We start from the raw sequence: 20,179 nt of genomic DNA, 5'->3' as shown, positions 1-20,179 counted from the left end.
AAAAGTTCAAAGGTGCTTTTTTGTTTATTGAAAAACCCTACGTAATAGAATGGCAAAAGCTGCGCCAATTAAAGCGAAAATGGTATGTAAAAGTGCGATGTAGCTAGCTCCAATCACAAGCGCCCCTATTTCAGTTAAAGAAAAGATTGTAATATAGAGCTCGTTATTAAGATTATTAATGATAGCCCAAACGAATACAGGCAAAGAGCTTATGATAAAAACAATCCAGATATTTTTATAGAAAAGGTAAGAAAGACAGCCGAAAAGAGCATATGAGATGACGAAGCCCTTTTGATTGCCAAGTAAGGACGAGTTAATGGCAAACATAAAGGATAATACAATAAATATGATATGAAAAAAGGATACTGTTCTTTTCATGGGTAAGTATGCGTTCTGAGTTGATGAATTGGCTACAAGCTGCTGACATTGCTGACAAGTTGTTAGATGCTGTTCGACAAATTCTATTGTTGATGCTTGAAGCAGTTGTTTTTTATAAAGAGGTATTAAATCCTCTATAATTGAGCATTCCTGTGACAATACTTTCCCTCCATTCAATCTCTCCTCATTATACGACTTTTTGCGGAAAATAAAAAAAGCCTTCCGTGAATTTTTCAATCGGAAAACTTGTACATGCACCCTATTAGTTTGATGTTAATACTTCATTTGTTAATGCTTGAATATCGATATGTGTTTTTTCCTTTACTGCATCCTTTAAAATTTCTGTGCGGAAATAGTGGACGGTCGCTTCAAGTGGAATTGCCAACAGTTTTGAAAGGGCTGATTGATACATATAGACAAATTCTTTGTCAGTATTACCACGCTTTAATTCTGCGAAAGCCTCATAAAACTGGTCGAGTTTATCCGCAAATTCAAGTAGCCGACCCTCTAAAGTCTGATCCTTTCCTTCTTTCATCCGTTCAAAGAAAATTGCCTGAAATTCTTGAGGGATTTCATTGATAATGAATTTTTCCATCATCTTTTCTTCCACATGTGCGAGCATTTGCTTTAACTCTGGGCTAGCATGTTTTACTGGTGTCTTAATGTCACCAATAAACACTTCTGCAAAGTCATGATTGATTGTCTTTTCATATAAAGATTTCCAATCAACTGTTGCACCGTGCATTTCTTCTAACGTTGCGAAAAACATCGCATATTGGGACACTTTCCATGAATGGGCTGCCACGTTGTGCTCTTCAAATTTGAAGCGACCTGGGCAACGAATAATACGCTCTAAATCATTAAGACTTGTGAAAAATTGGTGAATACCTATAAAAATCACTCCTTTTGTTCTATAAGTGCATGTTACTATAAACAATACCCTCTTTATACGGTTTTCAAACAATTTAACAATGATTCAGGCTGTGTTTACAAAGGATTCACAATTGCTGATAAAGTAAATTCAGCTTGAATGCTATAATGAAGGGGACTGATGAAAAGGGGAGTACACAGTATGTTTTCCATTTATACACTTCTTCTTTATATACATATTTTAAGTGCTATTCTTTCGATTGGGCCTTTGTTCGTTGTGCTAACCATTGTAAAAAAAATGCGCATAGCTTCCATGGATGACATGCCACCATATATAGAAGCCTTTAAGGGGTCCATTACGCTGGTCAAACATTCAGGGCATGTACTAGTAGCCTCTGGTATTTTGTTAATGTGGCATGCGGGCTATCATTTGAATACCTCGTGGATTGTATTAACCTTCCTCGTGATGTTTGCATCGATCGTATTTCTAGCAAGGGCGTTTAAACCGACGTTGCGTACTTTTAACACACCAGCATTTAATCATCTACAATTTGTTTCACTGTTGCATCGTAAAACCTGGATGTATATAGTATTATTGCTTATTATGCTATGGCTGATGGTAGCAAAGCCCGTTCTTTGGTAGAAAAGATAATGTCATCTGCAGAAAAAGACCTTTTCACAAGGCTGAGGTTGATTTGCGTTCCGCCAGTGTCCATTCCAGGGGGCGTCCGATGAGCCGCTTCACTCACTTACGTTCGCTCCAAGGTCTCATCTGCGACGCTAAATCCCCTAGGAGTGACGCTGGTTCCTCTCCAATCAACCATTCTACAGAAGTGTTTTTTCCTTAGCAGCAGTAGCGATCAAATAGCCCATTATTTGAATTATGGCTTTTATTTTCAATGAGGAGAAGAGATGAGTGACGACACTCCTCACTAAGATGAGTAGTTAACACCTTCACTTTATTTGAAAAACTTTGTTAAAAGCTTTTCATAAAGATTCTATTAATTGGTTTGTTTTTCAACACTATGAAAAAATCGCACCCCTTAAGGAGTGCGATTTTTTTAGCTTACTAAGCGTTTAAAATAACTTTTTCGAATTAATACATAGCTAATGAGGAAAAGCACAAAGAAACAACAAGAGCTAGCTATGGAAACTTGTAAAAATGCTGTAGAAACCATTGTTTGTATAGCAAAAAGTGTAATTAGCAAGAGTGTAATAGCTATGGTGAATGGTACAAAAATAAGAATCGCCAATTCTTTAGTGATAATGGTAGCTAATTCATTTCTAGAAAGTCCTAACTTACGTATACCAATATACTTTTCCTTCTCTTGTTGTAATGTTGTTTGTAAATAGAAGTACAATATACTCATGGCTGCACTTAAGAAAATTAGACTTAACATGGAGCCGATAAAGAACATGACGCTTTTAACAAACATCTCTGTGTTATATAAATCAATTTTGGATGTTACATAACGTTCTCCAGGTAAAGAGGGTAAGTCACTGGTAATAATTTTTGCCAAATCTGTGTGGGCTGTCCAATCTTCCAGTTCATAGATATACGTTTTATAAATAGGGTAGTCAATGGTTTTGTAAATGTCATCAGGTACAATGAAATAACTTTGTTGGAAGCCAGTAGATAGCAGATTTTGCTCATGGGTGCTGGCTAGTTTTAAAGATTTTATATACAGATCGCTGGCATTGTTTGTTGTAGGCGCTACATCTCGACTGCCAGCGACGGCAATAAATTCATCTTTACTTAGTTTGTTGTCCTGATGCTGGATCAGGTTATAATCCGATAACGCCATATAGCCAATGCGTTGATCTTCGTTTGATTTAAACTCAATAAAATACTTGTGAGCTTGAACAGTTGATAAAGTATCTTCAAGATAATCAAGATCAGCCTTTACCATGTTGTCATCAGCTTTTGGATCAGCAATATATTGAAAGCTATATGGATAATTTTCTTCACTAGCCTTTTTTACATTGTAATAAGAGCTAAATAAAATACTTGTACATAGAAAGACACCGCTTAATAGGATAGTAATTAGAAACAGCATATTTGCATGTGATTTCATTTTTGCATTTAAATTGGACGCCAAAAGCATATTTGTTTTTTGAAGATAGGCAGGAGACTTTTCATATATTTTTAAAAACAAACGAAATCCTTGTGTAATAACTAAATAAATCGTACTAAGAATGCTAATAAAAAATAACAGATAATAAAGGACACTTAAAGTGTCTACAATGGAATGCTCGATTTTTAGCAAGTAAGCTAAAGTGGCAGACATCAAAATACTTAGTATTAATAACCCATAATGAGGCTTAATAGATTTCTCGATAACTGTATCGCTTTTTAAAAGTTGGATAGACGCTTCTTTATTAATGAACCTCGTAACAACTGTCGATATTACAACAAATAAAATCAGAAATAATCCTATGGTTATGCTGATTGCTTGAAGAGGGATGTACATACCAAATGTTTCTGCCTTTAAAATGACTTTTGCACCCATTAAGAAAAGAGGTGTAATAACAAGGCCGAGAACGATAGCCGCCAGAATAGCTAAAATGCCAATCAACAGATTTTCACGGAAGACCAGCTTACGAATCTGCTTCATGGAAGCCCCAGTAATCATAAATATTCCTAAGGTCTTGGTCTTCTTACGTAAAAATGCTGTGATTGAATAGGTAATGTAAATAAAAGAGAATAAATAAACGAGCATACTAGCTAGCATTAAAGAAATTCCAAGTGTAGAGTTTGGATCTAGGCTTTTCAGATTTGGATGAAAGACGATAACAGAAAATAGAAAGAAAATAATAATAGAAAACATACTACTCAAGAAGTAAGAAACATACGTCCATTTGTCACGTAAAATATTTTGAATCACAATATGATTAAAGCTCATGCTGTCCACCACCTAGAAAAGCAAGCGTGTCCATAATTTCCTGATAAAAATGCTTGCGGTTGTTGCCTCGATGTATTTCGTTATATAATTTCCCATCTTTAATAAAAATAATGCGATTGGCAAAGCTTGCTACATAAGGATCATGTGTCACCATGAGAATAGCCGTATCAAGCTCTTGATTAATTGAGGAAAATAAGTTCATGACATCATTGACAGCCTTTGAATCCAAGTTTCCTGTAGGCTCGTCTGCTAACAATAAACTTGGCCCATGTATAACGGCACGAGCGATGGCTACTCGTTGTTTTTGTCCACCTGAAATTTCATAAATACGTTTCGACAATAGTTCTTCGATACCAAGAAATTGAGCGACATCCTTTAAACGTTGAAGCATTTTTGAAGCAGGTATGCTATCTAATGTTAATGGCAATAAAATATTTTCTTTCACTGTTAATGTATGCACAAGATTAAAATCCTGAAATACAAAACCTAGTTCAGAGCGTCTAAATTTGGCGAGCTCCTCATCATTTAATGCGTAAGGATTATGATTGTTTATGAAGATATCGCCAGCGGTAGGACGATCAATAGTGGATACACTATTTAAAAATGTTGTTTTCCCACTACCTGAAGGTCCCATGACAGCTACAAATTCCTGTTGCTGTAGCTGAAAATCGATACCGTTTAATGCTTTATAGGTGATCTCACCGATGTATTCCTTGTGCAAATTGGTTACTTGTAGTATTGCGTTACCCAAATTAAAACAACTCCTTTATGCTCATTAGATAACTTTAGTATAGAAAAGGAGCGGCACATAACCTATTTCTCTTGATGACGTGAAGATGACAACTTTGTCATCTTCATTTTTTAAGACTATTTGAAAAATTAATGGAAAAAGTAGTGACATGCTCAGAAGATTGTAAAGTGAAGGGGTGCTCTAGTGTAGTTAAAATCTTTTTCACTAAATATAAGCCTATACCTGTTGCTTCACCACTCGTTCGCCCCTTCATACCTGTATAAAATAAATCAAACACTCGTGCTATTTCACTAGTAGGGATCGTCTCACCAAGATTTTTTATGTGCAAAGCCGTGTTGTCATAATGGATATGAATGGTGCTTGCCATTTCACTATATTTAATGGCGTTATTTAATACTTGATAAAGTACAATTTTTAACCACTTTCGATCTGAATAAATGATTTGGTCTTCAGCAAACGTCAGCTTTGGAAAAACTTCTCTTATGATAAAGAAATCCTTCAAATCATTGATGACTTCTTGCACGAGTCCTTTTAAAATAATAGGTTCAATTTTTAAATCAGCTACTAAATGAGATGTGCGCTCATACGTTAATAACTGATTGAGGGTAAATGTCAATTTATTGCACTCTTTATTGATGGTATACCATTGTTGCAATTCATCAGTGGTCTTGTTGGGTGTAGCTTGAACGATTAATTGAATAACAGATAAAGGTGTCTTCATTTGATGTGCAAAATGTGATAGAACTAGTTGCTTCTCATGTGCTTGTTCTTCCAATCTTTGCTGTTGGGTTAAAAATAAATACTGTATTTGCCTTAGTTTTTCACTATAGTATTGCTCAATAGCTGCACGTGGTTCAAATAAATGAAGATCATCCTGTGTGTTGATATTTTTTTGTAAATGATGATAAAACTTTCTTCTTCGATAATAACGACCAAGTAGCCACAGAATAAATAGAAAGCTGACAAGAAAAATAAAGTAGGCATAGTGTGAGGATAGGTCATCTAATACATGAATTATCCAAGGTAATAGGAGGAAGCTTATGCTATAGAGAATAATGATACTAAGATGATCTCGAAAGAATAGCTTCATTCACTTTCCTCCACTAATTGATATCCAAGACCACGGATCGTTTTAATCTCAAGTTTAGAGTGTACGGCTTCCAATTTTCTACGTAATCGACCAATATTCACAGACAAAGTATTTTCCTCAACAAAGGTTTCATCATCCCAAATAGCACTTAAAAGCTTTTGACGCGGCACTACATTAGGGTAAGCTTCGAATAATAACTTACTAAGCTGCATTTCTTTTAGCGTTAACAGGCTCTCTTTGGCTTTTGTTTGAAGACGAACTGTATCTGGATTTAATGTAGTATTGGCTATAGTTATGGTTGTTGTCTCGGTTAAAGCATATTCACCATAGGTACGCCGAAGTAGTCCATTTACTTTTGCCATGAGGACATCCAATGAAAAGGGCTTTGTGATAAAATCATCGGCACCATTTTCAATTCCATATACTTGATCAATATCATTTACTCTGGCAGAGACAATGATGATGGGACATGTTGAGAGTTGACGGATTTTCCGTGACCAAAAATAGCCATCGTAAGTCGGGAGATTGATATCCATAATGACCAGGTGTGGTTGTATAGTATTAAATTCTTCAATAATGTGTGGAAATTGTTGTACAGTAAAGCATTCAAACTGATACTTAGCTAAATGCTCGACAATCAGTGAAGCTATATTTGCATCGTCTTCTATTATGTATATTTTGTACATACCTATCGATCCTTCCTTCCTTTATTCTATATGTATACTGTACCCTCATTTCGAAAAATCTATATGTAATTGGAAACTTGAGAAAAGAGTCACTACAAAAATGGCGTTGTAATGACTCCTGTTTTTAATCTTTAGGTATATGGAAAGTAACATTTGTACCTTGGTTTATAGTACTTTGAATTTGTAATTGTTGGCCATAAATTCTTTTAAGGCGTAGATTTGTATTTCTTATCCCTATACCAGAGCTTGTCCCTTTGTAATCTTCTTGCAATTCCTCTAATAGAATGGGGCTAATTCCCACACCATCATCTATTACGCTAATGGATACATAAGTTGTGAAATCTTTAATACGAATACAAACAGTACCGCCTTCTTCTTTCTTTAATATACCGTGTCGAATGGCATTTTCAACTAACGTTTGTAAAGAAATTGGAGGAATTTCAATTTGTATCGTTTCATCAATATCCCATTCAATCTGAATTAATTCTCCAAATCGCTGCTGTTTAATGTAAAGATACGAACGAACTAAATCGAGCTCATGCTGTAGTGGTACTACTCTTTGAAGATTTCTGACATCAAAGCTGGCATGTAAATATTCACCAAAGTGATGCATTAAATCGATCATTCTATCTGTATCAATAGTACTAAGTGAGGCAATGGTATTAAGTGTATTAAATAAGAAGTGTGGTTGGATTTGAGATTGCAGCCAAGCACTTTCTAAATGTAGACGTTGTTGAATACTATATTTTAAATCAATTAAAGCTCGACTTCTTACTTTTAGCTCTAATGCATTAATAGGTTTTGTTACATAATCATTAGCACCATAGGCAAAGCCTGTATAAACATCTTCAGGGTGCTTTCTTATCGTCAATAATAAGATAGGTAATTCCAGCAATGAGTATTGTTTTCGTATTTTTTGAATTACAGCATAGCCTGAAATATACGGAAGCATTGCATCAACAATTACTAAATCCCATGATTCTTGCTGAATCAGAGCTAGAGCTTTCTCACTGGTTGTAACAGTAGTAATTTCGTATTCAGAGATCGAAAATATACTTTTCATCGTTGCTAAATTCATAGGGTCATCATCAATCATTAAGATCCTGAAATGCTTATCTGACACCATGGATAACTCTTGTTCATTTGTGGATAGCTGAGTTTTAGCTTGTGCATTAAAGGTTGCGTATTCCTTATTTTGTCTACTTTCATCTGCAAGAGGTAATGTAAAATAAACATTCGATCCTTTGTTAGGAATAGATTGTATATTTAACGTACCTCCATGTAATTCAATCAGTTTTTTTGAAATAAGTAGGCCAATACCAATGCCTTCATCATATTCTTGGCCCTGTTCATAGGGCGAATACAAAAGACTTTGTACAAAATTGTCCATGCCTTGTCCAGTATCACGAATGTGGATAATAGCCATATGCTGTTCTTCATGAGCAATAATTTCTATAGAGCCTTCACCTGTATACTTTAGGGCATTATGCAAAATGTTAAATAGGATTTGAATAAGGCGATTTTCGTCGGCTAATACATTTGGGAAACTTGGAGGTACTAAAGATACCATATGTATTTGTTTACCATTTGCAATAAAGCGGAGGATATCGAAAACTCCATAAACAGCACCTTGAAGATTTACACTTTGTGTATGGAGATGTAAATCTCCTTCTTTTAAACGAGTAAAATCCAGTATGTTGTTTAACGTAAAGGACATACTTCTACCTATATCGATAAGGTGTTTAAGATTTTTTTCATCTTCAGTAACAAGTTTGTTATGTGGGTTGTCATAAATGGATTGACCTAGGGTAATCATCCTATTCATTGGACTCCAAAGTTTTTCTGCATTACTTGTAAGGAATTCATCTTTTAAAGCATCCTCGTGTTGTAGTTTAGTCACTAAGTTTTGAATTTGCTGAGAGTTCTCATGAAAACGTTTGAACCAATAACTAGAAAAACCAAGCATGATAAATAAATAATCGAATGGATAAACGGGAATATCGAATACGTAAACAGATTTAATGAAACCCCATATAATACCATTTGTGGTGCCGATAGCTGTTAGTGCAATAAAAGCAGAGCTCCTTTTTTGGTTTTCTAAATACTCTCTAAGAGCCAGTACCACTACGTAAAGAAAGGATACTAGATAAAGTACGAAGAAAATATTCTTCGTAGGTATCAGCCATGTCATTGGTAAAACAATCGTGAGTATTGCATTTAAAACATAACAAGCAAAAATCCATTGAAATTTTTTAGTGTTGTGATATTTGACTAAGAGGACTCTCATAAACTGAACAAAGAAAAAGGAGGCTCCTAGAAAAATAATAGAAGAAAGCTTATAGGACCATACATAATTCAGATGCAACCAATCCAGTAGGGAGCGATCAAACGTAATTAATTCATCTGCTAAAGGCAAAAGAAAACCAAATGTGAAAAGTAAAACGATAGATTTTCGATAGATGAACAAATATACAAGTATGCTAAAAAGAGAGAATATGATTAGCATAACTACAATAGTTGAAAGAGATAGCCCTACAATTAATTGATGATGCGTCATCGCTGACGCAGTGCCAAATAAAATCCTTTTATTAATAATAGGACTTGTAGGTGTATCAAAATTAGATACATGAAGTATGAGATTAATTTCAGATTGTGTATTAGTAAAATAAACAGTATAAGGTGCAGCTTGACCTTCATGGTCTTCTGCATTATCTGCTACTTTGCCTGATTTTCCTACTAGCTTTCCATTTATATATAAGGTTGATGCAGTTGAGATAGCAGGTATACGAATGGCATATCGATCATTATCTAAATTGTTTGGTAGCAGAATTTTTAACTGATAAGTGCCATAGGGTTGAGTCGTTTGCTCATCTTTTGGCGCAGGAATATTTTGGGTATTATACGTATTGCTATGACTCTCTTTGTTACCCCCCTTATTTTCAGAATTCACAAATTGTCCAGGATAATAGATCCATCCTCCATCCAAGGAAATAACTTCTTCTTCCGATGTAGTCAAATTGTTTATGTGGACCACACCATCTTTGGCACTAGGTTGATGTGTAGAGGGGAGGAAATAGTTTAACCATAATAACCTTAGAAAAGTAAGGACTATAAAAATGGCAATTATAATAAGTAGATGTTGGGTAGAAGCTTTTCTCAACACAGCAATTTTTCCCTCCTAATAATCTCTATCTACCATGCCACGAAATTGGAAAAAAGAAAATATAATGGATAATAAAAGAATGCTTTAAGCCTATATAAATAGAACAATTTGGAGTTAGTAGTACTATCGATTTTTTCCTTTTAAATTGAAGGGGGAAAAAATCATTAGTGTTTAAGTTTTCTTTAAGAGGTTTGACGTATGATGATTGAATAAGTATATCAAAATTTAAACATAGATAAGATTAACGAAAAAACATCTCAATGGGAGAAATGATCTATTGTGGGTAAATTCAAGTTAAAGTTATCGTTTCTTATTATTAGTATGACAACTATTGTTGTCCTCATGACATCTAGTATTAGTATTTGGAGTAGCTATCGTAATTTCAATGAAATTTTGAAGGAACATAAAACAAATATACAAGAAACTTATGTAATGGAAGTCTCGACAATTACGGAAAGCTATTTACAAGATGCTAAGATAGATGACCATTCATTAAAGCTGTATACGCAACAAATGGTTGATACTTTACTTGATGAAAGAATAGTGTCCTTCAATTTGTTTTTTAAAAAAGTCCTAGGCCCAATCATAATAGTTATAGCGACTATAATGGGATTTGCTATTTGGTTTGCTATTAGAATTACACAGCCTCTCAAAGAGCTATCGAAAAGAATTGAAGTAGATGAAGGAGCACAAGGGATTGAGGAAATTGCTGATTGGTATGATGAGGTAAAATTATTGAAAAAGAATATTCAAAATATGATGATCTGTTCGGAAAGTAAAATCAATGACTTAACAGAGCAGTTGAACTTAGATTCATTAACAGGGATTCTTAATCGCAGAAGAATGGATCAAATTTTACACAAATTAATTATTGATAAGGTTCCTCATGCCATTATCTTAATAGATCTAGATGATTTTAAAAGTATAAATGATACATATGGTCATACTGTAGGAGATGAAGTTTTAAAAGCCTTTGCGATTACTATGCAGAGCAGTGTCGGGGAACAGGGGTTATGCTTTAGATTTGGCGGCGAAGAATTTATGGTCATCTTACCTTCGATGAATATAGAGGATGCAGTCCAATTAGCGGAAAGTCTCCGAATTAAACAAGCTTTACAAGAAACTGTGTGTGGAAGACCTGTGACAATGTCTGCTGGAATTACGGCTTTTACACCAAATGTCCAAAGTCCCAATCAACTGATAGAAATTGCAGATCATGCTTTGTATAAGGCTAAAAAATCTGGAAGAAACTGTTTGTGTGTTGTAAGTAATATGAGACAAATGATTGTTAAATAATTAAACTATATAAGCATGCTAGCACTGGACGCTAGCATGTTTTTTCATGTCCTTAGGGGTAAACGCTTGTTTTCATGCTCTTTTTCATGTGCATGTAAGACGTTTTGAAAAAGTTCTGTGGTTTCCTGAGATGGTGACACATTTAATTCTGTTAATAGAAGGCTATTAAAAGAATGGTATATTTTTATAGCTTCTGCGCGATTTCCAATTTCAGTATAATGTTGGATTAATTGTTGCACGATTTTGTCGGAATACGGATTAAACTCTAAAGCAAATAACAATGAACGCTCTCTGTTTTTAAGGTTCTGATTTTTAGAGTAATAAAGTATCAATTCATCAAGTAGTTGACTAAATTGTTTATTCATCAAATTTGCTTTACTAGTAGTCCATGCATAGTCCATTGTTGCCATAAATTCACCATGGTAATTTTGGATGAGTTCCTCAGCTCTTTCAATATTTAATCGTCCTGTTTCAGCTTTGGTATTTAAGATATCCTCCAAATCAAAGGCATCACATTGAAAATCGTTTAGTTTCAAAATATAGCAGCCATTTGCATATTCAATGACATCCGTGTAGCCATAAGATGAAAGTGTTGTACGTAAGTAGGAGACAGTAGTATGCAATTGTACTCTGGCTTTTTTTACATCCGTATCACTCCAAAGTGAATCTAAAATGTTATCACGAGGTACGGGCATATGAAGCTGTAAAAATAGAAAGGCAAACAATTCTTTGCTTTTAATTGTTCTCCAATGAATTACTTTTTCATCAAAAGAAACGACAAACTCTCCAAAGCATCTGATTTGAAGCATAGGCTTTTGATGCGTTCGAGTTTTCTCCGATGATAGATTTTTTTGGAATAGCTTTTGTATTCTGTTAATGGTTATCTCTAAACGAGATTTTGAAACTGGCTTTAATAAATAATCAAGTGATTGTACATCAAATGCCTGAACAGCATAGTCTCGATAGGCAGTTACAAAAATGATACAGATATTTTTATCCCATGTTTTTAACAGTTGTGCTACTTCTAATCCGCTCATACCTGGCATTTCAACGTCTAAAAATGCTACTTGAAAGTCTAAGGTAGGTCCTTCTTTCAATACATCCTTTGCAGTAGTAAAAGTTCGAATGACCTCTATGTTATCAAATTCATTTAAATGTTTTTTCATACTAACCAGAGCTAATGGCTCATCGTCCACGATAATTACCCGAATCACATAAGGAACCTCCTTTCGATAAATATGGCTGTATGATCAGATTGAGATATCTATTATGGATCCTTTATATGGGTGAGTAGGAGCTGTTTGTTGTTGAGGTAGTTCTTTCAGTAATTCAATTGCAGTAGTTGTGTTTAAATTAAGAGCATTTTGCATGACACTCATCTGTACTGTTTGTTGGAGTTCCATCAGCTGGGATGACATAAGTGAATTAACTTCCATTTTTATTCCCTCCTTTTCTTTTTTTATCGGCTAAATATAGCAAATATCTAATATAAAAAAGTCCTAAACAGACCTACTAAATTATAGTTTATACGCAATAAATTGATTAAATTACTAAAAAATTAATTGAAATTGTATATTTTTCCGTTTTTATAGTAATAATTCCTAATATCAGGTAGCTAGTCCTGAGTTATTAATTTGCAAACTTATGGTTGCTTACATAATAGAGCTTTTAACTCTAGTGTGCTAGCAACAGATTTGCAACAAATAATAAAATGATGGAGGTATTACTAAACATGAAGAAAAGAGCATTAGCTTTAGCGGTAGTATTGACATTTGGTGTGAGTCTCTATGCTAGTCCTTCCTTTGCTAAGGACAAATCGCCAGGCAATATACTATGGGCACTCCCGCAAATTTATAATTTAACAGTAGGTGAGTTCCAGCAATTAAATGAAAAGGATTCATTATGGTTTTACCCAGAGCAAGACTTAGTGAAAGACACGTCAAAAGCAGAAGAACCATTGGGGGATGAATATGTCATCAAAGGTGGGGATACTTTATTTTCAATAGCTCGTATTAATAATGTAACTGTAGATGATTTGAAGAAATGGAATCACCTTGCGTCAGATTTGATTTTAGCTGGTGAATCGATAGCTATTAAAGCTTCAGCTGCAAAACCAAAACCAAAAACTTCCGGGGGGATTGCAACAGCTACTAAGCCTGCTGCACCTGCCAAAACAAAACCAGCAAGTGCTCCAGCAACTGTCTCTGGTAAAACATTAACAATGCGTGCGACTGCGTATACAGCCTATTGTGAAGGCTGTTCAGGAATTACAGCAAATGGAACAGATATAAGGTCGAATCCTAATTTAAAGGTAATCGCTGTAGATCCACGGGTTATTCCACTCGGTACGAAGGTTTGGGTGGAAGGTTATGGTGAAGCAATTGCTGCTGATACAGGGGGAGCTATTAAAGGAAATAAAATCGATGTATTTATTCCTACTGAAGGACAAGCACTTCAGTGGGGTGTCAAAACAGTAACGGTAAAAATCTTAAATTAATTATGAAAGGGGTTTCTCGAACTTTGGGAAATCCCTTTTACTTTGGTTGAGTTTCCTAGTCAAGCTCAAATGAAATAGGAGCCATTATAGAATCGTAAATGATTAATTTTGCATAAGTACTGAAGAAATTGGAAATCATCAGAAAGAGAGGAGGTATTTTTATGAAAAAAATAAGCTTAATGAGTCTTTCTTTACTAATTTTTGTTGCGGGTTGCAGTTTTTTTGATAAGAAAGAGGAGAAAGTAGCTGTCAATGCATCTACCCCTTTAACAGCTACTGCAAAAGTAATTGGTGCAAATAATGAAAGCTATGGCAATGCATATCTTCAAGAGGAAGATAATGGGGTTATGATGACGCTCGCATTAACAGGCTTACCACCAGGCACACATGGTATCCATATTCATGAAGTAGGAAAGTGTGAACCACCTAAATTTGAATCAGCTGGTGCCCACTTTAATCCAACAAACAAGGAACATGGTAAATTAAATCCTAATGGTTATCATTTAGGGGACTTACCAAATTTGGAAATTGGTGAAGATGGCAATGTGGATCTTAATTTTTTAGCTGAGGGGTTAACTTTACAAAAAGATCAACCAAATTCGCTATTAGATAGTGATGGAAGTGCTATTGTCATTCATGAATCAGCGGATGATTATAAAACAGATCCTGCTGGTAATTCAGGAGCTAGAATAGCCTGTGGAGCCATTCAATAGAATGAAAAGTGAGACTGTATCTGAATGTCAAAAGATGCAGTTTTTATTTTGTAAATAAATAGAAAAAATACGATAGTTCAATCTAAAAATGAGATAGGTTTTATAGTTATAATGCATAATGTATATAATTTATTGCAATTTACTAAAAATCTATTGTATAATCCTTTTATCAGAAAATTCAATTAATAAGGAGTGGTACAATGGGGAAGTTGTTAAATTCAAAGTTTGAAACGTATTTAATGGATCAAGAATTCGATTTACGTGAAGAAGAAGAGAAAAATGAGGAGCAAATGGTGAATATACAGTATGAAGAGTATCCAGAAGGGTTTTTTACAAGTTTATAATGAAAATTTGATGGGCTATGTTGAAAGTATACTAACTTTTAGCATAGCCCATTGTATATTATACCTCTATTGATAAATGGCTTTTCCAGTGCATATGAATGTAATATATGATTAAAATAAGTGTATTAGGTCTGATGACATATGTACTTTTCTGAAAAAGATTCATGTATAATGGGAAACAAAAATGCGTATAGAGGGTGTAGTTATGTCGAAAGCTTTAACAGTAGAAGAAACGATTTATCAATGGTTTGATCATTTTCATCAATATCCCGAAGTAAGTTGGAAAGAGTTTGAGACTACTAAAAAAATTGCTTCCATACTAGATGAATTGCATGTTAGTTATCGTTTATTAGGTGATATACCAGGATTAATAGCTGAAATTGGGACTGGTAATGAAATTGTTGCAGTACGTGCTGATATTGATGCCTTATGGCAGGAAGTTGATGGGAAGTGGCAAGCAAATCATTCGTGTGGACATGATGCGAATATCTCCATGGTGCTTGGTGCATTATTACTACTGAAAGATCGCACCTTACAACATCGTATTCGTTTCATCTTCCAACCTGCTGAAGAACTAGGAAATGGCGCATGTGCAACGTTTGATAGAGGCGCGGTTGATGGAGTATCACATTTATTTGGTGTTCATTTAAGACCAATAGAAGAATTACCACTTGGCAAAGTTTCGCCTGCGATTCATCATGGCGCTGCTTATTTTTTAGAGGGATCTATTCAAGGAATAGATGCACATGGTGCTAGACCACATCAAGGTAAAAATGCCATTGATGTTATTATGGCCGTGCAACAAATGCTACACAGCATTCATTTATCACCATTTGAACCACATTCTGCTAAGTTAACAAAAATCATTGCGGATGGTGGTAGTACAAATATTATTCCAGGTAATGCTAGTTTCTCAATGGATGTTCGCGCACAGCATAATCAACAACTTGAATTGCTGCGCAGTAAAATTGAATCTGGCCTGAAATCAATACAGCAACAATTTGAAATTGATATGAGTTGGAAGTGGATAGATTTCACACCAGGTGCTGAAGTTTCCCCAACTGCTGCGAACATGGCAAAGAATGCCATCATTGAGGCTTTGGGAGAAGGGCATTTAGCAGATGAAATAACTACACCAGGTAGTGACGATTTCCATTTCTATACAGTTAAAAAGCCGGAATTAAAAGCGGCAATGATTGGAATTGGTGCAAATTTAACACCAGGATTACATCACCCTAAAATGACATTTGATCGTAGTGCCTTAATTGATGCTGCGAAAGTACTTGCATGTGTATTAGAAAAAAAGCCTGAATAAAAAAATATTAAAAGCTATATGAAAAAATGTAACTTTTTTTTCATATAGCTTTTTTGCATGAACATTTTTAATGATGCATGGATATTCAAGGGTTTGCATTGTTTTTTATTGCTACTTGAAAGCGTTTTATTACGCTAAAATAAAGGGATTTGCTAGGGAAGCATAAATTTTTTGCGTTGACTTTTAATTTTTTGAATATTAAGCTAAAAAACGTAAAAAATTATTTGCGTCTTGAAAAAACCGAAAAGGGATTTGGTGCAAAAAAAGGGGATGGAAAAATGAAAAAGGATATNNATGTTGATTACAGTAGTTGTTTTAGAGCAAAGTCCTCACGTACCTCTTCTTGTCGGCACAACTGTAGCAGCAATTGTTGCCAAAATGCATGGATATAAATGGGCAGAAATTGAAGAGATGATGTATAAAGGGATACGTCTGGCATTACCTGCCATTGTTATTATTATTTTAGTAGGTTTGACAATTGGGGCATGGATTGGCGGCGGTGTCGTAGCAACAATGATTTTCTACGGTCTAAAGTTAATTTCTCCAGCGTGGTTCCTTGTGACAATCATGTTGTTATGTTCAATTGTGTCATTAGCTATTGGTAGTTCATGGTCTACAATGGCTACAATTGGTGTCGCGGGTATGGGTATTGGTTTAAGTATGGGTATTCCAGCGGCTATGATTGCTGGTGCTGTTATTTCGGGTTCATACTTTGGAGATAAGATGTCACCATTATCAGATACAACAAATCTAGCAGCAGGATTAACTGGTACAGATCTGTTTGCACATATTAAGCATATGCTTTATACAACGATTCCAGCGTTGATTATTTCACTTGTTGTTTTTGGATTCATGGGTAGAAAATTTGCAGAAGTTTCAATGCAATCTGAAGAAATATTAACAACTTTAAAAGTGATGGAAGAAAGCTTCGTTATTTCTCCTTTACTATTACTTGTTCCTGTGGGGGTTATTGTATTAGTAGCTAAGAAAGTACCAGCAATTCCAGCTTTAATTATAGGGATTGTTTCAGGTTTCTTACTACAGATTTTTGTACAAGGTGGTTCAGCTGCAAGTGCTGTACAAGCATTACAGGCAGGCTTTGAAATCTCAACAGGTAATCACATGGTGGATGATTTATTTAACCGTGGTGGTCTAGACTCGATGATGAATACGGTTTCAATGACGATTGTAGCGATGACATTTGGTGGTATTTTAGAGTATTCAGGAATGTTAAAGGCATTGATGAATGTAATTGTGAAGTTTGCTAAATCTACAGGAAGTCTTATTGCTTCAACGATTGCAGCTTGTGTAACAACCAACGCAACATGTTCTGAGCAATATATCTCAATTGTTGTTCCTTCACGTATGTTCGCGGGTGTCTATCAACAACGTGGTTTACATTCTAAAAACCTCTCTCGTGCATTAGAGGATGGGGGAACATTAACATCTGTTTTCTTCCCATGGAATACTTGTGGTGTGTTTATTTTAGCTACTTTAGGTGTAAGTGCAATGGAATATGCACCTTATGCAATTCTTAACTTTACTGTACCGATTATTTCTATTATCTATGGATATATTGGATTTGCTATTGTTAAATTAACGCCAGAAGAAATAGCAGAAGCTGAGAAGCGTAAAAAGGCGCAAGAAGCTGAAAATACGGATAATTTGGTAATGGTTGACTAAAATAAAAATTCTCGTAGATTCATGTGTATCTACGAGAATTCTTTTATGAGGCAGTTTAGTAAGTTGCAAAATTCAATTGATAAATTTTACGAGGACGTCCTTGTTGATGGGTCATTTCTTCACCAACAATATTTACATAGCCATTATCAACTAATTTTTTAATAATACGCTCTGTAGTACGTCGTGTTACTTGGAGGTATTCAGAAAGATTTTGAGATGTAAATTGAGCTGACTGTCGTTCGTTACTGAAATTGATTATTTTAGAAATATTTAATGGACTTAAACTTGTAAGCTTAGCCATTTGTAAAACATAAGGATCATCGGTTTTTAAAGAAATTTTACCTTCTGTATTAGGGAAAGGCCCTAATAAGTTTTTATGTTCATCAAGAATATAAATCTCAAAAGGTTTAGTAAACGTTAAAGCATACTGAGCATTTTGTGTGGCCTCCAAAATGGAATAGCCATAGCCAAATGCTAGCTTAAAAGGTTGTTCAACTTGCTGTATGAGCTGCTCTAAGTTTTCCTTTTCGAGAGCATTTTGAAGATGTCCAGCAGTTGTGTATAGCTCAAAGGAATGCGTTGAAATTTGCTTAAAAGTTGAAAAGGTAGCTTTCGCAATTTGACTTAAAACAGTTGATTCAATGGAAGTATTTTTAGGGATTTCTAAGAGACCCACTACAGCCTTGAAAGCTTCTGACTTGGTTAATAGTGATTTTGATTTTGTTTCTTCAAGGCATTGAATAATAGATTTGGTAGCATCTAACATACGCATTGACGGTATTTGAAGTGCTTGTAATTCATCAAATACACTATGAATACTTGTAATGACAAAATCAATACTTTTTGAATTCCACAGGGCGATATGGCGTTTTAAAATATTCTCAGTTGGTTCAGTAATCGAAATATGCTGAACATGTGGCTTTTGACCATGAAATTCTATTTCTGCTAAAACATTATCAACGAATGCAGGATTCATTACATCAATGGATATCCTGTCGATAGCTACAGCATGTTTGGCTACTAATGATAACAATGTTGTAGAAATGGTTGTTTCATCTTGCTTAATATAATTCCAAGGTATTGGAACTTCTGAAAGTAATGATTGTGTGTGTAGATAAGGTAACGTTCCTCCAAATAATATTGCATCACACGGTTTTATTTGCTTCATTAAAGTAGGCGCTTCAGAGGGGTGGCTGTAAAGATAAAATTCTAATTGAATATCGGTTATGTTTTGTGCGATACTAATAATACGTTTCATAAATGCTTTTGAACATATAATCGCTATTTTGGTAGACATGGACATCACTCCTTTTCTATTTTTTTAAACATTTAGCGACGTATTAGCGACAACTTTAACGACAGAGGAGACTGATTAAGATGAAAATTAAACAAGTAGAAATTTTTGCTATACATTTACCGCTAATTGATCCATTCATCATTAGTTATGCTACATATGATACAATGCCTTCCATTATTTTAAAAGTAACTACCGATACAGGTGTGGTAGGGTATGGTGAAGCTGTTCCTGATGAACATGTAACAGGTGAATCATGGGAAAGTACATATGCTGTACTAAAACATCAGCTTGTCCCAGCTATTATTGGGGAAAGTCCAATGGCCTTTGAAAAACTACACGATAAAATGAATAAAGTTGTGAAAGATGTACCAGCAGCAAAAGCAGCGATCGATATTGCTTGCTTCGATATTGCTGGAAAAGCCTTAGGGGTGCCTGTATACCAACTTTTAGGTGGACGTTATCATGAAAAATTCCCAATCACACATGTACTAAGCATTGGAACACCTGAAGCAATGGCAGAAGAGGCAGCTAATCGAGTAGAATTGGGCTATCGCTCTTTTAAAATGAAGGTAGGTACAGAGGTACTTCGTGATGTAGCCCGTATAAAAGCGGTACGTGAGCGAGTAGGCGAAGACATTGCTATTCGAGTGGATGTAAATCAAGGTTGGGGTAATGCTGCCACTACTTTACAAGGTTTACGTGCTATGAAAGATTTAAATATCGATTGGCTAGAGCAACCTGTCGATAGCGAAGACATTGATGGAATGGTAGAAATTAAATCAAAGTCTGATGTGACATTAATGATTGATGAAGGACTACGAGGCGTACGTGAAATGCGTGAAATTATTGCCAAGCGTGCAGCAGATAAAGTAAATATTAAATTAATGAAGTGTGGTGGCATCTATCCTGCTATGAAGCTTGCTGTTATGGCGGAAATGGCAGGAATTGAATGTCAAGTTGGTTCCATGGTAGAGTCGTCAGTTGGTTCTGCTGCAGGCTTCCATGTAGCATTTTCTAAGAAGATTATGACGAGTGTAGAACTAACGGGTCCATTAAAATTCTCCAAGGATGTTGGGAACTTACATTATGATGTGCCATTTATTTGCTTAAATGAAAAACCCGGATTAGGGGTAGATGTAGATGAAGCTGTCATCCAGGAATTATGTAAGTTTTCAACTGTTGTCACAGCCTAA

Annotated in this window: 18 protein-coding genes; 8 read left to right on the top strand and 10 right to left on the bottom strand. The window is 35.1% G+C overall.

The window, feature by feature from the left end; translation table 11 throughout:
* Positions 1–24 precede the first annotated feature (24 nt).
* Both B3D98_RS10630 and B3D98_RS10625 read right to left on the bottom strand, forming a co-directional pair.
* A complete protein-coding gene (locus B3D98_RS10630; RefSeq protein WP_112117180.1) occupies positions 25–537 on the bottom strand; it encodes a zf-HC2 domain-containing protein in 513 nt (170 codons plus the stop codon).
* 103 nt (positions 538–640) lie between these two features.
* A complete protein-coding gene (locus B3D98_RS10625; protein WP_081010946.1) occupies positions 641–1,279 on the bottom strand; it encodes a YfbR-like 5'-deoxynucleotidase in 639 nt (212 codons plus the stop codon).
* 171 nt (positions 1,280–1,450) lie between these two features.
* Here B3D98_RS10625 and B3D98_RS10620 point away from each other — a divergent pair, with 171 nt between their 5' ends.
* On the top strand, positions 1,451–1,891 hold the full coding sequence (locus B3D98_RS10620; RefSeq protein WP_066038415.1) for a hypothetical protein: 441 nt from the start codon (positions 1,451–1,453) through the stop codon (positions 1,889–1,891).
* Between the two features lie 418 nt (positions 1,892–2,309).
* Here the strand turns inward: B3D98_RS10620 and B3D98_RS10615 are convergent, their stop codons facing one another.
* The 5 genes from B3D98_RS10615 to B3D98_RS10595 all read right to left on the bottom strand — a co-directional run bounded on the left by B3D98_RS10615 (position 2,310) and on the right by B3D98_RS10595 (position 9,664).
* A complete protein-coding gene (locus tag B3D98_RS10615; protein WP_288582900.1) occupies positions 2,310–4,151 on the bottom strand; it encodes an FtsX-like permease family protein in 1,842 nt (613 codons plus the stop codon).
* A complete protein-coding gene (locus tag B3D98_RS10610) occupies positions 4,141–4,902 on the bottom strand; it encodes an ABC transporter ATP-binding protein (RefSeq protein ID WP_281217024.1) in 762 nt (253 codons plus the stop codon). The genes B3D98_RS10615 and B3D98_RS10610 overlap by 11 nt, the downstream gene beginning before the upstream one ends.
* Positions 4,903–5,005: 103 nt before the next feature.
* Entirely contained in the window at positions 5,006–5,992 is a 987-nt protein-coding gene (locus B3D98_RS10605) for a sensor histidine kinase (RefSeq protein ID WP_054549054.1), read from the bottom strand.
* Positions 5,989–6,678 (bottom strand): response regulator transcription factor, encoded by a 690-nt coding sequence (locus B3D98_RS10600; protein ID WP_066038418.1) that lies wholly within the window; start codon positions 6,676–6,678, stop codon positions 5,989–5,991. Before B3D98_RS10600 ends, B3D98_RS10605 begins: the two co-directional genes overlap by 4 nt.
* A gap of 124 nt (positions 6,679–6,802) precedes the next feature.
* On the bottom strand, positions 6,803–9,664 hold the full coding sequence (locus tag B3D98_RS10595; RefSeq protein ID WP_288582898.1) for an ATP-binding protein: 2,862 nt from the start codon (positions 9,662–9,664) through the stop codon (positions 6,803–6,805).
* Positions 9,665–10,120: 456 nt separating this feature from the next.
* On the opposite strand from B3D98_RS10595, the gene B3D98_RS10590 reads away from it, so the two are divergent.
* Positions 10,121–11,137: a GGDEF domain-containing protein gene (locus B3D98_RS10590; protein WP_288582896.1), complete on the top strand. Its 1,017-nt coding sequence runs from the start codon at positions 10,121–10,123 to the stop codon at positions 11,135–11,137.
* A gap of 44 nt (positions 11,138–11,181) precedes the next feature.
* On the opposite strand, the gene B3D98_RS10585 is transcribed toward B3D98_RS10590, so the two are convergent.
* Together B3D98_RS10585 and B3D98_RS10580 are read right to left on the bottom strand one after the other, a co-directional pair.
* The gene (locus tag B3D98_RS10585) at positions 11,182–12,351 is read right to left on the bottom strand and encodes a response regulator (RefSeq protein ID WP_048393245.1); all 1,170 of its coding nucleotides are present in this window, start codon (positions 12,349–12,351) and stop codon (positions 11,182–11,184) included.
* A 36-nt stretch (positions 12,352–12,387) separates the two neighbouring features.
* Positions 12,388–12,573 carry a putative motility protein gene (locus B3D98_RS10580; RefSeq protein ID WP_004229797.1) on the bottom strand — a complete coding sequence of 62 codons (186 nt, stop codon included), beginning with the start codon at positions 12,571–12,573 and terminating at the stop codon, positions 12,388–12,390.
* Between the two features lie 296 nt (positions 12,574–12,869).
* On the opposite strand from B3D98_RS10580, the gene B3D98_RS10575 reads away from it, so the two are divergent.
* The 5 genes from B3D98_RS10575 (at position 12,870) to nhaC (ending at position 17,689) form a co-directional block, all read left to right on the top strand.
* Positions 12,870–13,634 carry a 3D domain-containing protein gene (locus tag B3D98_RS10575; RefSeq protein ID WP_103117358.1) on the top strand — a complete coding sequence of 255 codons (765 nt, stop codon included), beginning with the start codon at positions 12,870–12,872 and terminating at the stop codon, positions 13,632–13,634.
* A gap of 161 nt (positions 13,635–13,795) precedes the next feature.
* On the top strand, positions 13,796–14,347 hold the full coding sequence (locus tag B3D98_RS10570; RefSeq protein WP_054549059.1) for a superoxide dismutase family protein: 552 nt from the start codon (positions 13,796–13,798) through the stop codon (positions 14,345–14,347).
* Positions 14,348–14,547: 200 nt separating this feature from the next.
* A complete protein-coding gene (locus B3D98_RS10565; RefSeq protein ID WP_167444843.1) occupies positions 14,548–14,691 on the top strand; it encodes a hypothetical protein in 144 nt (47 codons plus the stop codon).
* Between the two features lie 205 nt (positions 14,692–14,896).
* On the top strand, positions 14,897–16,006 hold the full coding sequence (locus B3D98_RS10560) for an amidohydrolase (protein ID WP_054549062.1): 1,110 nt from the start codon (positions 14,897–14,899) through the stop codon (positions 16,004–16,006).
* Between the two features lie 294 nt (positions 16,007–16,300).
* A complete protein-coding gene (gene nhaC, locus B3D98_RS10555) occupies positions 16,301–17,689 on the top strand; it encodes a Na+/H+ antiporter NhaC (protein WP_288582892.1) in 1,389 nt (462 codons plus the stop codon).
* 55 nt (positions 17,690–17,744) lie between these two features.
* Here nhaC and B3D98_RS10550 read toward each other — a convergent pair whose 3' ends face one another.
* Positions 17,745–18,986, bottom strand: coding sequence for a hypothetical protein (locus tag B3D98_RS10550; RefSeq protein WP_288582890.1), 1,242 nt, complete (start codon positions 18,984–18,986; stop codon positions 17,745–17,747).
* A gap of 80 nt (positions 18,987–19,066) precedes the next feature.
* On the opposite strand from B3D98_RS10550, the gene B3D98_RS10545 reads away from it, so the two are divergent.
* Positions 19,067–20,179 (top strand): mandelate racemase/muconate lactonizing enzyme family protein, encoded by a 1,113-nt coding sequence (locus B3D98_RS10545; protein WP_054549063.1) that lies wholly within the window; start codon positions 19,067–19,069, stop codon positions 20,177–20,179.

It is taken from the genome of Lysinibacillus sp. UBA5994, from assembly GCF_002429725.1.
GTDB lineage: Bacteria > Bacillota > Bacilli > Bacillales_A > Planococcaceae > Lysinibacillus > Lysinibacillus capsici.
This window is presented reverse-complemented; position numbering and strand designations above follow the sequence as displayed.

Coding starts and splice junctions, on each gene's coding strand:
- B3D98_RS10620 (WP_066038415.1), top strand. CDS start 1,451: ATGTTTTCCATTTATACACTTCTTCTTTATATACATATTTTAAGTGCT.
- B3D98_RS10615 (WP_288582900.1), bottom strand. CDS start 4,151: ATGAGCTTTAATCATATTGTGATTCAAAATATTTTACGTGACAAATGG.
- B3D98_RS10605 (WP_054549054.1), bottom strand. CDS start 5,992: ATGAAGCTATTCTTTCGAGATCATCTTAGTATCATTATTCTCTATAGC.
- B3D98_RS10600 (WP_066038418.1), bottom strand. CDS start 6,678: ATGTACAAAATATACATAATAGAAGACGATGCAAATATAGCTTCACTG.
- B3D98_RS10580 (WP_004229797.1), bottom strand. CDS start 12,573: ATGGAAGTTAATTCACTTATGTCATCCCAGCTGATGGAACTCCAACAA.
- B3D98_RS10575 (WP_103117358.1), top strand. CDS start 12,870: ATGAAGAAAAGAGCATTAGCTTTAGCGGTAGTATTGACATTTGGTGTG.
- B3D98_RS10570 (WP_054549059.1), top strand. CDS start 13,796: ATGAAAAAAATAAGCTTAATGAGTCTTTCTTTACTAATTTTTGTTGCG.
- B3D98_RS10565 (WP_167444843.1), top strand. CDS start 14,548: ATGGGGAAGTTGTTAAATTCAAAGTTTGAAACGTATTTAATGGATCAA.
- B3D98_RS10560 (WP_054549062.1), top strand. CDS start 14,897: ATGTCGAAAGCTTTAACAGTAGAAGAAACGATTTATCAATGGTTTGAT.
- nhaC (WP_288582892.1), top strand. CDS start 16,301: ATGTTGATTACAGTAGTTGTTTTAGAGCAAAGTCCTCACGTACCTCTT.
- B3D98_RS10550 (WP_288582890.1), bottom strand. CDS start 18,986: ATGTCTACCAAAATAGCGATTATATGTTCAAAAGCATTTATGAAACGT.
- B3D98_RS10545 (WP_054549063.1), top strand. CDS start 19,067: ATGAAAATTAAACAAGTAGAAATTTTTGCTATACATTTACCGCTAATT.